Below are 13252 nucleotides of genomic sequence, written 5' to 3'. Positions count from 1 at the left end.
AAGTCTATTGGAAAGAATGAGTATGTTAACATCTGATAAACAAACTGAACCATATCAATCTTTTAATTGCGATAGATAAGCAATTTTAACCCAACCTAACCCAGAAAGTCATGTTTGTTAACCTGCACAAGTTAATTGTGTTCGTGAGCATACCCAATGGCGGTGTTTATGATACGGCGCACAGGGTATTTGAGCGATCTAGTTTTTTCCCGTTTAAGGGGCCTATAACTGTACCCAAATTTGGGTCGCAAAGGTTTGCTATTCTGAATGTGAATAACAGCCGTTTATCGACCTTAGATTACTTACCAGAGCTGCTTAGGTTTATAGCCATGCACGAACGTGCTGAATGTTGCCTGGTATTAAATCTGGTGTTGTATGATTATGGGCCGCATCATATCGGTCCGATTATCCACCGATTGAACCGGAGTCAGTTTGAAGTGCACTACATTGTGGTGAGCAGTAATTATCAAGATAAAAGAATAATTACTGATGAGATGATAGCCACTTTGGCTGCTATGGTACAACGGGGTGTGATTCATGTAAACAATACGCTGGTTCGAGGTTCCAGCGTCCGATTGAAACAGCGTGCGGATGAAATTAGTCAGTTGATTAAAGCGATTTTAAAAGAGCGGAGAATAGGGTATATGTAATATTTCGGGAGATACGTGTCTCTCTGTTGATATATGTTACTATATCAACCGGATAGTTGTTGCCTGTTAAATAATTGCTTTTGATATATGGTGAAGTTGAAAAAACTGTCACTATTTATCTTTCATTATCTTATCCCATGCTTCCTTGGTAAGCGTTACCAGTTGGTCGTTCGCACACTCCCAGATGGTATAATAATTTTGAGAGACAACAATTCGGTTGTGTTGCTGTGTGGGTAAAATGATAGCGGTCAGCTTGTTAGCATATCAACTGGTACGACAGTTATGGGCACAAAAAAAGGTCATCAATTTGATGACCTTTTTTCTGTGGTGTGAGGCGGGATCGAACCGCCGACACAAGGATTTTCAGTCCTTTGCTCTACCGACTGAGCTACCGCACCATCTTTTTTGTTGCCCCGTCTCGTGTGATGGGATTGCAAAAGTACAACTTATTTTGAATCTGCAAAATTTTTATTCAAGTTTTTATAAAATTTTTTTTTCATCGAGGATAGCAGACCAGAGCTGATGTCTCCAAACCAGCGACTGTTGGGCATATTGAGCCGCTTCGTTCCATTTGCCTTCATCATTACCACAGAGCTCTTGCACCATTTGCATAGCGAGTTGACTGTGGTGATCGCCGTCTACTTCGATATGTCTTTCTAAATAATAGATGAAAGTAGTCAGCTTTCCAGGGAATTTCTGATCCAGGTCTTTCACGAGTGCATAGAACATATCCGGGATCAAATCTTCTCTACCGAAAGTAAATACGGCCGCCATCACATGTGGCTTTGCAGAGGCTATTACCTCAAAGGTGAAACGGAGGAACCCTTTCACGCCTTCAGGCAGTGCCGCAGCAGCAATGGCATCCTGTATAGGCATCCCATTCACTGCTGCTTGAATGAGGCTACGGATAGCGCTGGTATCTGCACCAGCCTGTTCCATGGCACTTTCATATAACTCAAAATGAGAACAACGATTACCGGCAGCATCCACATCACTCTCTTCGCCGGTAACAATTTCATTGATCAAATAACGTGTAGCTGCATTACCCTTTGGAATCCAGGGTACATCAACGCAGGTAAGCTGTTGTTGTAATCCTTTCAGCAAAGACATAAAATCCCAGACAGCATACACATGATATTGCATGAAGATGCGTACGTCGTCTAGTGTTTGTAATTCGCTATATAATGGGTGAGCTACTACTTTCTCCCTAGCAGGAGCAATGATTTCCTTAATTCTTGTGATACTCATGATAAATTTCTGCGTGCAAACATTCACTTTGTTGTGTCTCTCCGGGCGGATTAGTTACCGTATACCACCAGGAATTTAATTCTCATCAGTTTTAACTGTTCCAGTGTATAATCGCTATCGATCAGCTCCTCGCGGGCGAGGGCCAGACTGGAAGTTTCACAGCCTTTGAAGTATTCCATGATCTCGTCTTGGGCGTAATCGTCCAGTTCTTCATCAAGGCAATAATCCACGTTCAATTTAGTACCGCTGGCAACGATTGTTTCCATTTCATCCAGCAGTTTGGCGATGGTCAGTTCTTTGTTTTTAGCAATGGTTTCCAGCGGAATTTTCTTATCGATATTCTGGATAATGAAAACTTTCAGACCGCTTTTATTCACCACGCTTTTCATCACGAAATCATCCGGTTTGGTGATATCGTTTTCTTCCACAAATTTGGAGATGACGTCTACGAATTGTTTACCGTAGCGTACCGCCTTACCCTTGCTCACACCCTGGATTTTTTCCAGTTCCTGTACAGTGGTAGGATATTGAGTTGCCATATCTTCCAGGGAAGTTTCCAGGAAGATAACGAATGGAGGCAAGTTTCTTTCTTTAGATACTTTTTTACGCAGTTCTTTCAACAGTTCGAAGAGTACAGGATCTGCGGAAACCTGTGCTGCAATAGCTTCTTCCTCATCCTCTCCAGGTTCTTCATCAAATTGATGGTTGAGTGCCACCATGATGGAGTATGGTTTTTTGAGGAATTTGGTGCCTTTTTCGGTTACTTTCAGGAGGCCATATTCTTCGATATCTTTCTCTATCAATCCTTCCAGCATCATTTGGCGCAGGAGGGAGTTCCAGAAATGTGCGTCAAATTCCTTGCCTTCGCCGAATACTTCCAGTTGGTCGTGGCGATAGGTGGCTATTTGTGGACTGGTTTTTCCGGTGATGATATTCACTACGTACTCGGAGCCGAAGCGTTCTTCCAATGCGCGGATGGTTTTCAGCGCAATCACCACGCGGTTTTTTACTTCGATTTTCTCTTTTGGATTGCGACAGTTATCACACTGGCCACAGTCTTCTACTTCGTAGTTTTCTCCGAAATAGTGAAGGATCACTTTCCGGCGGCAAACGGCACTTTCTGCGTAGGCTACCGTTTCATTAATCAGTTGGGCACCCATTTCGCGTTCGCTAAGCGGTTTATCGCGCATGAGATGTTCCAGTTTCTGCACATCCTTATGAGAATAGAAGCAAATACAGTTTCCTTCGAGTCCATCGCGGCCCGCTCTTCCTGTTTCCTGGTAGTAGTTTTCCAGGCTTTTCGGAATATTATAGTGGATCACAAAACGAACATCTGGTTTGTCGATACCCATACCAAAAGCAATGGTAGCCACAATTACTTCCACATCTTCATGGAGGAACATATCTTGGCGTTGCGCTCTGGTAGCAGGATCGAGGCCGGCATGGTAAGCAACAGCCTTAATATTGTTGGCCACCAGCATATCGGCCAATTCTTCGGTCGTTTTACGGTTGAGGGTATAGATAATACCACTCTTTCCTTTATGCTGATGGATATATTTTACTATTTCTTTGATAGTCAGGTCTTTCTTACGTTTTTGTCTGATTTCATAATACAGATTTGGACGGTTGAAAGACGAGATGAAAATATTAGGATTATTTAATCCCAAGTTTTTCACAATGTCGCTCTGTACTTTAGGCGTAGCAGTAGCGGTGAGCGCGATGATAGGCAGGTTGTTACTGATTTGCTCAATCATTTCCTTCAGACGACGGTATTCCGGTCTGAAATCATGACCCCATTCAGAAATACAGTGCGCTTCATCCACCGCAATAAAGGAGATTTCCAGTTCTTTGAAGAAATCCAGATTTTCCTGTTTGGTAAGCGTTTCAGGTGCTACGTACAGCATCTTCGTTTTACCGGAAAGCAGGTCAGTGCGCACTTTTTTAATTTGCGCTTTTGAAAGGGTAGAATTGAGGAAGTGAGCAACATTATCTTTACTGCTATAACCACGAACCAGGTCTACCTGGTTTTTCATTAAAGCGATAAGTGGTGATACGATGAGCGCACATCCTGGGCTCATCAATGCTGGTAATTGGTAACATAGTGATTTACCTCCACCAGTTGGCATGATCACAAATGTATCTTTACCTGACAGGATGCTTTTTATTATGATTTCCTGATTTCCTTTAAAGGAATCGAACCCGAAATGTTCGCGTAATGCATCCATCAAACTTTCCTTAACAACAGCCATTGCATTTCATTTTAATACGGTAAACTCTAAAGAACTAACAAATGACAAATTTAGTTTATATGTTTTTTAGGGGACACGAAGTTACTTAAAAAAGTGCGGACAGGCAATATTAATTCAGTATAGTTCCCTTGCTGGCTAAAAATTGATAAATTTGTAAATAGTCATGAAAAAGAATCTAACGATCGATATAGGACAAGTTGCCAAGCGAACAATTGCAATGGAGGCGTCGGCTATCAATGATTTGCAACAGTTTATAAATGCAGATTTTGAGAAAGTGGTGGAACTCATTGCCAGATGTGAAGGGCGACTAGTCGTAACGGGCATTGGTAAAAGTGCCATCATCGCTCAAAAAATAGTTGCTACCCTTAACTCTACAGGGACTCCTGCCTTATTTATGCACGCTGCAGACGCCATCCATGGCGATCTGGGGATGATCCGGCAGGAAGATATCGTGATGTGCATCTCCAAAAGCGGTACCTCTTCGGAGATTAAAGTATTGGTTCCTCTTGTAAAAAATTTTGGAAATATTTTGGTGGCCATGGTGGGTAATACTACCTCTTTCCTGGCAGTGGAAGCAGATTATATCCTGAATACCACTGTTTCCCAAGAGGCTTGCCCTAATAACCTAGCGCCAACCACCAGCACCACCGCTCAATTAGCGATGGGAGACGCCCTGGCAGTATGCCTAATTGAATGGCATGGCTTTACAGCAGCAGATTTTGCCAAATTCCACCCAGGTGGTGCATTAGGGAAAAAATTATATCTGAAAGTACAGGATCTCAGTAAACTACATCAGGCACCTAAAGTGTTGTTAAGTAGCTCATTGAGAGATGTGATAGTGGAAATATCTTCCAAAATGTTGGGAGTTACGGCCGTACTGGATGAAAATGGCGCGCTACAAGGTATCATCACGGATGGTGACCTGCGTCGTATGCTAGAAAAGAATGTAGCGCCGGAAACCGTGACTGCAAAAGATATCATGTCGCTTCATCCCAAAAATATCCAACAGGATGAGCTCGCTATCAATGCACTGGAAATGATGCGCAAACATGATATCACGCAATTGCTCGTAATGGATGATAACAAATATGCGGGCATTATTCATTTACATGATTTAATCAGAGAAGGAATTATATAGCGATGACACAACTAAACAACCACTTTTATGTGGCAATTATGGCCGGCGGCATTGGAAGCCGTTTCTGGCCTCATAGCCGGACGGATAATCCAAAACAGTTTCTGGATATCTTGAATACAGGCAAAACGTTGCTCCAGTGGACCTATGAACGTTTTTCCCAGTTTATACCTAAGAATAACATTTTTGTAGTTACACATCACCAGTATGCTGGAAAAGTGGCAGAACAACTACCGGAACTTCCTTTCGATAATATCGTCAGCGAACCATCCCGTAAGAATACTGCACCCTGTGTGGCATACATCTCCCATAAAATTAATAAACAGGATCCCAAAGCAAATATTATCTGTGCGCCTGCAGATCACCTGATCATGGATAGCACCGCATTTACGAATGCTTGTTTGAATGCGCTGCTGTTTGTACAAAAACATAGTGCACTCCTCACATTGGGCATCAAACCTACTCGTCCTGATACAGGATATGGATATATTCAGTTTGAACCGCAACACGTGGCAGATAATATCTACCAAGTGAAAACGTTCACGGAAAAACCTAACCTGGAACTGGCTAAAACCTTTATCCAGAGCGGAGATTTCCTTTGGAATGCAGGTATCTTTGTATGGAACGTACAAACAATTCTAGCGGCATTTAAAAAATATCTTCCGGAAACAGATGAACTGTTCGTTGCTGCTACTCCAGCATTGAACACACCAGAGGAAAAAGAAGCCATTGAAAAGGTATATCCGCAATGCACCAATATTTCCATCGATTATGGAATTATGGAAAAAGCGGACAACGTATATGTGATTCCTTCCAATTTTGGCTGGAGCGACCTGGGTACCTGGGCATCTGCCTATGAAAATATCGAGAAAGACTATCTAGGAAACGCCGTACAAGGAAAGAATGTAGTCGTTATCGATGCTACTAAATGTATGGTTAAGGCTCCTAACGATAAACTCGTGCTGTTACAAGGGCTGGATGAAATGATTGTGATTGATACGCCTGATGTGTTGCTGATCGCGAAAAAAGATCATGAACAACAAATCAAGGATTATGTAGCGGAAATCAAAAGAAACAAAGGCGAAAAGTATCTTTAAGCGATTGTCATGTCCAAACTGCCTAACGTCGGCACTACGATATTCTCCGTCATGTCAGCCCTGGCGGCTGAACATAAGGCCATCAACTTGTCGCAGGGCTTCCCTGATTTCGACTGCAGTGATGAACTGAAAGCAATGGTAAATGAGGCCATGCAACAAGGGTATAACCAGTATGCTCCCATGCCGGGATTACCTGCATTGCGCACTGCCATCGCGGAAAAAGTAGCGGCCCTTTACGGACCACAAGTAGATCCGGAAACGGAGATCACTATTACTCCAGGCGGAACCTATGCGATCTATACTGCGATTGCAGCGTATATCCATCCTGGTGATGAAGTGATCATCTTTGAACCGGCTTACGATAGTTATATTCCGAATGTACTTGTCAATGGCGGAAAGCCAGTACTGATACCCTTGTCTTTCCCTGACTATCGTATCAACTGGCAGGAGGTACGCAGCAAAATCACGCCGCGCACCCGCATGATCATGATTAATACACCGCATAATCCTACCGGTAGCATTCTGCAAGCAGAAGATATCCTTGAATTGGAAAAACTGGTAGCGGAATTTGATTTGCTGGTATTATCTGACGAAGTGTATGAACACCTGGTGTATGATGGTGCACAGCATCTCAGCATATTGCGCTATCCGAATATTTTCAGGAATAGCTTCGTAACTTTTTCCTTTGGAAAAGTATTTCACAATACCGGCTGGAAGATGGGATATTGTATCGCTCCCAAGCACCTGATGCAGGAATATCGGAAAGTACATCAGTATCTCTGCTTTTCAGTGAATACGCCCATGCAGCATGGATTGGCTAGATTCCTGGCAACACCTTCCCATTACTTGGAGCTGCCGGCCTTTTACCAGGAGAAAAGAGATTACTTCCTGGAACTGATGCGTGATACCAGGTTTACCCCACTTGCCAGCAAAGGCAGTTATTTCCAATTGATGAAATATGATCGTATTTCGGATGAAGGAGATAAAGCGTTTGCAACCCGCATTACCAAAGAGTTTGGTGTGGCATCCATTCCCGTTTCTGCTTTTTATGAGAATGGGAAAGACGACCATGTAGTGCGTTTTTGTTTTGCGAAAAAGAAAGAAACGCTGGAACAGGCTGCAGTGCGACTGTCCCGCATATAAAAAGTAGGAGGCTGTTAATAACCGCTCTACACAATCACCCCTAAAAAGATTGTTTCGAGACGGTTATCAACGCCTCCTTTTATTGAACACAGACATTCCCTGTTGATATAAAAGGCGCCGGGATTATACCGCTACTGCAGGCGCGCTTTCCATTATTCCTTCCAGTACCAATGTATGGTCCATGAAAGCGACAACGCCGGTTTCCACATCGTAGGATGCACCGATGATGCCTATTTCCCCTTTGAGAATCATATCTCGCAGGATAACACTTTGTTCCATAATCGTTTGTACAGAGCGTTCCACGTGTATTTTTGAAACAGCTTCTACAAAAGCATGATTATCTGAGCTCCGATTTTCCGTAATCGTTTTTTCTGCAAATACAGCAGGTGCAATTTTACTCAGAAGAGCAGTGAGATTGCCCAATTCTACTGCGTCGCAGGCGCCTTTGATTGCGCCGCATTTGCTGTGTCCTAGCACCACTATGAATTTGGATCCGGCTACCTTGCAGGCATATTCTAAGCTACCCAGTACATTTTCAGATATAACGTTGCCGGCCAAACGAATACTAAACACATCTCCGAGCCCCTGATCAAAGATCAACTCCGCCGATGTACGGGAATCCATGCAGCTAACAATGGCCGCCATGGGCCATTGTCCGTTGGAGGTATCATTCACCATCTGCAGGAGATTGCGATTGATACGTAAGTTTTCCACAAAGCGGATATTGCCAGCTTTGAGGAGTTCCAGAGCTTGTCTTGGTGTAATATTCGATTGTGCTATTTTATCAAGTGTTTTCATTTTTTTCATTTTTATGTGTTAATAATCGCTGATGAAAAGGGCATGGTTTCCGTGGGGTTTCTCCTTATCATCATTATGCATCTTAATTGAGTTGTAACTCTTTTAGCAGGTCATTATGATTTCCGGACGCGATCGTATGTACATGTCCGTTAGTTAATTTTGATTGTTGCTCGGCCGTCAGGTTGGGAGAGTTCTGAATATTATAGACCTCCTTGAATCCGGTGAGCACTACTTGCATATTTTTCTGAGGGGCTTTTATCTCCTTAAATTCCCTAATCGTCTGTAATACATCGAAATCGATATAGGCTGTTTTAGTAGCATCTATGATAACGGTGGTATTGGATGGCAGGTGGTCCAGTGTCAGCAGAATGCTGGCTTTGTTCAGGAAGGAAACTTCCTGCGCCAGTTCCAGTCGGATACTATCGCCATGTTGGTATTTCTCTTTTTTGAAGAAGTAGGAACTTTTCATATTACCACGGAGGATAGCCAGTACGCTAACCGCCATTCCCAAAGCAATACCGATCAGGAGATCTGTGAAAACGATGGCCACAACTGTTACCACGAAAGGTACCCATTGATATTTACCGTTCTTGAACATTTCCTTGAAGATGGAGATCTTGCAAAGTTTATAACCGGTTACCAACAGTACTGCTGCTAGAGTAGCCAGTGGTATCATGTTCAGAAAAGGCGCGATCAGTGCGGTACACACCAGTAAGAGCGCACCATGTGCCATACTGGCAAGCTTAGTACGGCCGCCGGCATTGATATTGGCACTGGAACGAACGATCACAGAAGTAATAGGTAAACCTCCAATCAAACCGCTAACGATATTCCCAATCCCTTGCGCTTTTAATTCTCTGTTAGGAGAGGTGTAGCGTTTCAAAGGATCCAATTTGTCTGTTGCTTCTACGTTCAATAGAGTTTCTATAGATGCCACAATCGCTACTGTGATGGCAGTAATCCAGACTTCCTTATTCGTAATAGCCGCAAAATTCGGGAGGGTAAACTGACCTAGAAAGTCGTTGAATCCCTGTGGCACTGGCAATCTCACCAGATGATTTTCCCCCAGAGCCAGCACGGCGCTGCCTGAGAAAGCCATATTTAGCAGGATACCTGCAATTACAGCCACCAGTGGCGCCGGCACAATACTGACTTTGGGTACTTTGCTCCAATACAGAATAATAAGAATAGATATGACGGTTATAATGGTAGCCCCTAAGCTGATATGGTTAATAGCTGCGAGCAAAGTATTTTCTGCATCTATGAATTCATAGACATTGTCACTGCTTTTATCATACCCGAATGCATACGGCAATTGTTTCATGATAATGATAATCCCAATGGCTGTTAGCATCCCGGTAATCACATTCGAAGGGAAATAATTCGCTACTGTTCCTGCTTTGATCAGGCCGAATACCAGTTGGATGGCACCGGCAATGACTACACTGAGCAAGAAAATATCGAATCCTCCCAGTTTGGTGATAGCACTCAATACTACAGCGGTAAGACCGGCGGCTGGGCCGCTGACACTCAACTGTGAGCCACTGAGGAATCCAATAACCAGACCGCCTACAATGCCGGCTATCATGCCGGAAAACAGCGGGGCGCCGGAGGCCAGGGCAATACCTAAACACAACGGCACTGCAATGAGGAAAACTACAAGACCTGCAGACAGGTCGCCTTTTATATTGGAGAAAATGGAAGTCTGTTTGTTCATGGCAATAGATTTTTCATTGTAGGAATGACACTCTCGGATAGCAGCATAGCATGCGGCAACCGTGGAAGTAATACCAACAGAAACAATGAGCTACAGAGTACGACAAGACCATCCTAGTATACACATACAGATATATGAATACAGCAGAGCCTGCGCGCGTAGCGACAAAAAAGCGTTAAATAGAAAATAGAATGAAAATAATACTGTACTGATAGCGTACAGTGAACTATGTATTAGGCCATGAAGCCATTGGGAGGGGGACAGTGTATTTCCTGAGAAGGACTACTAGGTATATTTTCGTTGGAATGAAAACGGGTTACTTTTAATTCTTTAGCGAGATGCCACCCTAACAGATCATCAGTGATACTACAGAATTTTAATTCTTTCGCCATCTTCACATGATCATGTCCTGCATCTATCGGATGTTCTTCCACAATCTGATTATTGAACAGCAGCTTTCCGACCTCCTTGATAGGGAGGAACTGAGACACCAGGAGTGCCAGCAGGAATATGCCGATCGCTTTCTTCATGTGTTAAACCGTTGTTACAAAAGTAAATGAGGAGAATGACAAATTATAAATCAGCATAATTAAAAAAATGTTAAAGCGAATAGACTGTATTTCATCCCTATCATTTTACCGCTCATCCCAATTAATTAAATTAGTAAATACAATAATGTGTTTGACAATTCCCTTGATGGATATGCTTTTGGGCTGTATGGATAGGTAACTTTTAAAGCAAGTTATTTTGCTTTCTATGGTATTGTGTATTGCATAGTAGTATAAAGTTCCTATCTTTGTGTCCTAAGGTTGAAATAGCTAGACCAACTTTTAAAAATAATAGATCACCAAAAGCTCACTTGCCATGAACATAGATAACACACAATCGCAGATGAGGAAAGGAGTGCTGGAGTTCTGCATCTTGTCCATAATCAAGCAAGGAGAAGCTTACCCTTCTGATATCATTGAAAAGATGAAAGAGGCTAAATTGGATATCTTGGAGGGCACACTTTATCCTTTATTGACAAGATTGAAAAATGCGGAACTTCTAACATACCGCTGGGTAGAAAGCAGTTCCGGACCTCCTCGTAAATATTTCTCCATGACCGATAAAGGAGAACAATTCTATAAGGAACTGGAGACAACCTGGAATGAACTGGCGAATGCCGTGCACCAGTTAACACAAGATACAAGTACCATTTAATCAACCTTTTACCTAAAGCCTAAACCCAAAAACGAAATGAAAAAGATTATTAACATAAACTTGTCCGGCAGACTTATCCCCATCGAGGATAGTGCCTACGAGGTGCTTCGTCAGTACCTGGACAGTCTGAAGCGTTATTTCGCGAAAGAGGAAGGTGGGGATGAAATCGTATTGGACATAGAATCCCGTATTGCTGAATTGTTTCAGGATAAGCTGAAAGCTGGTGCACATTGCATTACCGACGACGACGTGGAAACGGTAAAGCATTCTATGGGCACTCCAGAACAGTTCGATGAAGACGCGCCTAAAGATCAGCAACAGCAAACCGCTGGAGCTACATATAATACGGACCAGCGCCCGCGTAAGCGTTTTTACCGCGATCCGGAAAACAAAGTGCTGAGTGGCGTTTGCGGTGGTCTGGGTGCCTACTTTAACCTGGATCCGGTAATCTTCCGTATCATCTTCGTACTGGCTATCCTGGGTTCTTTCGGAGCCATGGCAGTGGTGTACATCGTATTATGGATCTCTGCTCCATATGCGGAAACTTCCGCTGAAAAGCTGGAAATGAGAGGAGAGAAGGTCGACCTGAATAATATCAAAGCCACTGTGCAAGAAGAAATGCACAATGTTAAAAATCAGTTCAACAAAGCCGGAAATGATATCCGAAATTTTTCTCAAGGCCGCGGAAGGCAAATAGGTAACGATATTGAACGATTTTTCCTTAGCCTGACACGAGGCCTGGGTAAAGTGATCGTTTTTGTTACCAAAAGCTTCTTCATATTCTTTTCGGTAGTAATGTTGTTCTGCTTAGTTGTTGTAGGCATTGCACTCATCGTTTCTTCCGCGGCCATCGTTCCGCTCCAACACCTGATTTTTTCTTCTAGTATCCAGGTAATACTCTTCTGGTTAAGCACCGGCTTACTGATTGGTATTCCAGTACTGGCACTGATTATCTTCATCGTCCGTAAAGCTACCGGTTCCAAACAATCCGTTCGCTTTGTAGCGCCAACCCTGGGATTCCTCTGGATAATAGGTCTGATCGCAGCCGGATTGCTGGCCAACAGCCTGGTCCATGAAGGTCGCAGAAGCGCCACTATAAAAGAAACCTTCGCACTCTCACAGCCGAAAGGAAATACCTTGACGGTGAAAGTAGCACCAAGCGACTATGCCTACAATGATGATCGCGACTTCGAATTTGGCATCTTCGACGAAGACCTGCGTATCACTAGCGATACCACTGTTATCAATGATATCCGCTTACGTGTAGAACAAAGTACTAACGATAGCTTTGCAGTACAAGTGATTCGCTATGCCAAAGGCCGCAATATGGACGCTGCCACCAACAATGCGAAGGAAATTCTCTTCAACCTGCAACAGCAAGACTCTGTACTCCTGATCCCTCATGGATTTGGCCTCGCCCCAGATGCGAAATACCGTGTACAACGCGTTATTGTTGTACTGAGAGTACCAAAAGGTAAAAACCTGGAGATGGATAATGACGTGAGACGCACTTTCTCCCATAGATTCATCAACGGCCACCGATATGTAGGCGAAGATTTCTATGACAATAATGATTGGGATTCAGATAACGGAAACACAAAAGTGATCGTTACCCCAGAAGGTGTGAAGGAAGACAAGGAAAAATCAAAAGATGATTCCAATGATAGTACAACACCTTCATCCGATAAAGATTCCCTGGAAAAAAACTATCATTACCATAGCAGTTTTTCCGAACCAGAGGTGCCAGCTACAGAAAACAAAAGGATTTGTGAAAAAAAGAGAGTAATTGTAGATGGTTTCTCTAACCTATTGGGTGTTTTTACCATGCAAATGAAAGGATAATTTACAATAAACCAATATGATACGTATGAGGGTTGTGGTATATACTACGACCCTCTTTCTTTTTTACGCCTTCCTGCTTTTTTCCCGATTTGATCATTACCCCTCCTTATTAATGTTTAACTTTGCGCATTCGGCAATTGCCAAAAATCTAAACAACAGGATAGGTAAGG

At 43.1% G+C, this 13252-nt stretch carries 11 protein-coding genes and 1 tRNA gene; 6 read left to right on the top strand and 6 right to left on the bottom strand.

Features of this window, described 5'->3' with window-relative positions; all coding sequences use genetic code 11:
• Nucleotides 1-110: 110 nt before the first annotated feature.
• On the top strand, nt 111-650 hold the full coding sequence (locus JO154_RS18795; protein WP_291948354.1) for a hypothetical protein: 540 nt from the start codon (nt 111-113) through the stop codon (nt 648-650).
• Nucleotides 651-975: 325 nt separating this feature from the next.
• On the opposite strand, the gene JO154_RS18790 is transcribed toward JO154_RS18795, so the two are convergent.
• The 3 genes from JO154_RS18790 to recQ form a co-directional block, all read right to left on the bottom strand.
• Nucleotides 976-1048 (bottom strand) — tRNA-Phe (locus JO154_RS18790).
• A gap of 82 nt (nt 1049-1130) precedes the next feature.
• Nucleotides 1131-1898, bottom strand: a complete 768-nt coding sequence (locus JO154_RS18785) for a DUF3050 domain-containing protein (RefSeq protein ID WP_291948352.1) — start codon at nt 1896-1898, stop codon at nt 1131-1133.
• 50 nt (nt 1899-1948) lie between these two features.
• Entirely contained in the window at nt 1949-4147 is a 2199-nt protein-coding gene (recQ, locus tag JO154_RS18780) for a DNA helicase RecQ (RefSeq protein WP_291948350.1), read from the bottom strand.
• A gap of 163 nt (nt 4148-4310) precedes the next feature.
• Here recQ and JO154_RS18775 point away from each other — a divergent pair, with 163 nt between their 5' ends.
• From JO154_RS18775 to JO154_RS18765, 3 genes are read left to right on the top strand one after another with little or no spacing between them, the layout of a single operon-like run.
• Complete coding sequence (locus JO154_RS18775) at nt 4311-5285, top strand: KpsF/GutQ family sugar-phosphate isomerase (protein WP_291948348.1); 975 nt, start codon at nt 4311-4313, stop codon at nt 5283-5285.
• A 2-nt stretch (nt 5286-5287) separates the two neighbouring features.
• The gene (locus JO154_RS18770; protein ID WP_291948346.1) at nt 5288-6379 is read left to right on the top strand and encodes a mannose-1-phosphate guanylyltransferase; all 1092 of its coding nucleotides are present in this window, start codon (nt 5288-5290) and stop codon (nt 6377-6379) included.
• Between the two features lie 9 nt (nt 6380-6388).
• Nucleotides 6389-7522 (top strand): methionine aminotransferase, encoded by a 1134-nt coding sequence (locus tag JO154_RS18765; protein ID WP_291948344.1) that lies wholly within the window; start codon nt 6389-6391, stop codon nt 7520-7522.
• A gap of 123 nt (nt 7523-7645) precedes the next feature.
• On the opposite strand, the gene JO154_RS18760 is transcribed toward JO154_RS18765, so the two are convergent.
• The 3 genes from JO154_RS18760 to JO154_RS18750 all read right to left on the bottom strand — a co-directional run bounded on the left by JO154_RS18760 (nt 7646) and on the right by JO154_RS18750 (nt 10567).
• Nucleotides 7646-8320: a carbonic anhydrase family protein gene (locus JO154_RS18760; RefSeq protein ID WP_291948343.1), complete on the bottom strand. Its 675-nt coding sequence runs from the start codon at nt 8318-8320 to the stop codon at nt 7646-7648.
• Nucleotides 8321-8402: 82 nt separating this feature from the next.
• Entirely contained in the window at nt 8403-10037 is a 1635-nt protein-coding gene (locus tag JO154_RS18755; protein ID WP_291948341.1) for a SulP family inorganic anion transporter, read from the bottom strand.
• Nucleotides 10038-10270: 233 nt separating this feature from the next.
• Nucleotides 10271-10567, bottom strand: a complete 297-nt coding sequence (locus JO154_RS18750) for a hypothetical protein (protein ID WP_291948339.1) — start codon at nt 10565-10567, stop codon at nt 10271-10273.
• Between the two features lie 334 nt (nt 10568-10901).
• Between JO154_RS18750 and JO154_RS18745 the strand changes: the two genes are divergently transcribed.
• Entirely contained in the window at nt 10902-11240 is a 339-nt protein-coding gene (locus tag JO154_RS18745; protein ID WP_291948337.1) for a PadR family transcriptional regulator, read from the top strand.
• Nucleotides 11241-11276: 36 nt separating this feature from the next.
• Complete coding sequence (locus JO154_RS18740; protein ID WP_291948335.1) at nt 11277-13082, top strand: PspC domain-containing protein; 1806 nt, start codon at nt 11277-11279, stop codon at nt 13080-13082.
• The last annotated feature ends 170 nt before the right edge of the window (nt 13083-13252 follow it).

The organism is Chitinophaga sp. (assembly GCF_019236475.1).
In the GTDB taxonomy this organism is placed as follows: Bacteria; Bacteroidota; Bacteroidia; order Chitinophagales; family Chitinophagaceae; genus Chitinophaga.
Note: the sequence above shows the minus strand (reverse complement) of the source record. Positions and strands in the feature narration are given on the sequence as shown.

Coding starts and splice junctions, on each gene's coding strand:
- JO154_RS18745 (WP_291948337.1), top strand. CDS start 10,902: ATGAACATAGATAACACACAATCGCAGATGAGGAAAGGAGTGCTGGAG.
- JO154_RS18740 (WP_291948335.1), top strand. CDS start 11,277: ATGAAAAAGATTATTAACATAAACTTGTCCGGCAGACTTATCCCCATC.
- JO154_RS18770 (WP_291948346.1), top strand. CDS start 5,288: ATGACACAACTAAACAACCACTTTTATGTGGCAATTATGGCCGGCGGC.
- JO154_RS18755 (WP_291948341.1), bottom strand. CDS start 10,037: ATGAACAAACAGACTTCCATTTTCTCCAATATAAAAGGCGACCTGTCT.
- JO154_RS18760 (WP_291948343.1), bottom strand. CDS start 8,320: ATGAAAACACTTGATAAAATAGCACAATCGAATATTACACCAAGACAA.
- JO154_RS18785 (WP_291948352.1), bottom strand. CDS start 1,898: ATGAGTATCACAAGAATTAAGGAAATCATTGCTCCTGCTAGGGAGAAA.
- JO154_RS18750 (WP_291948339.1), bottom strand. CDS start 10,567: ATGAAGAAAGCGATCGGCATATTCCTGCTGGCACTCCTGGTGTCTCAG.
- JO154_RS18795 (WP_291948354.1), top strand. CDS start 111: ATGTTTGTTAACCTGCACAAGTTAATTGTGTTCGTGAGCATACCCAAT.
- JO154_RS18765 (WP_291948344.1), top strand. CDS start 6,389: ATGTCCAAACTGCCTAACGTCGGCACTACGATATTCTCCGTCATGTCA.
- recQ (WP_291948350.1), bottom strand. CDS start 4,147: ATGGCTGTTGTTAAGGAAAGTTTGATGGATGCATTACGCGAACATTTC.
- JO154_RS18775 (WP_291948348.1), top strand. CDS start 4,311: ATGAAAAAGAATCTAACGATCGATATAGGACAAGTTGCCAAGCGAACA.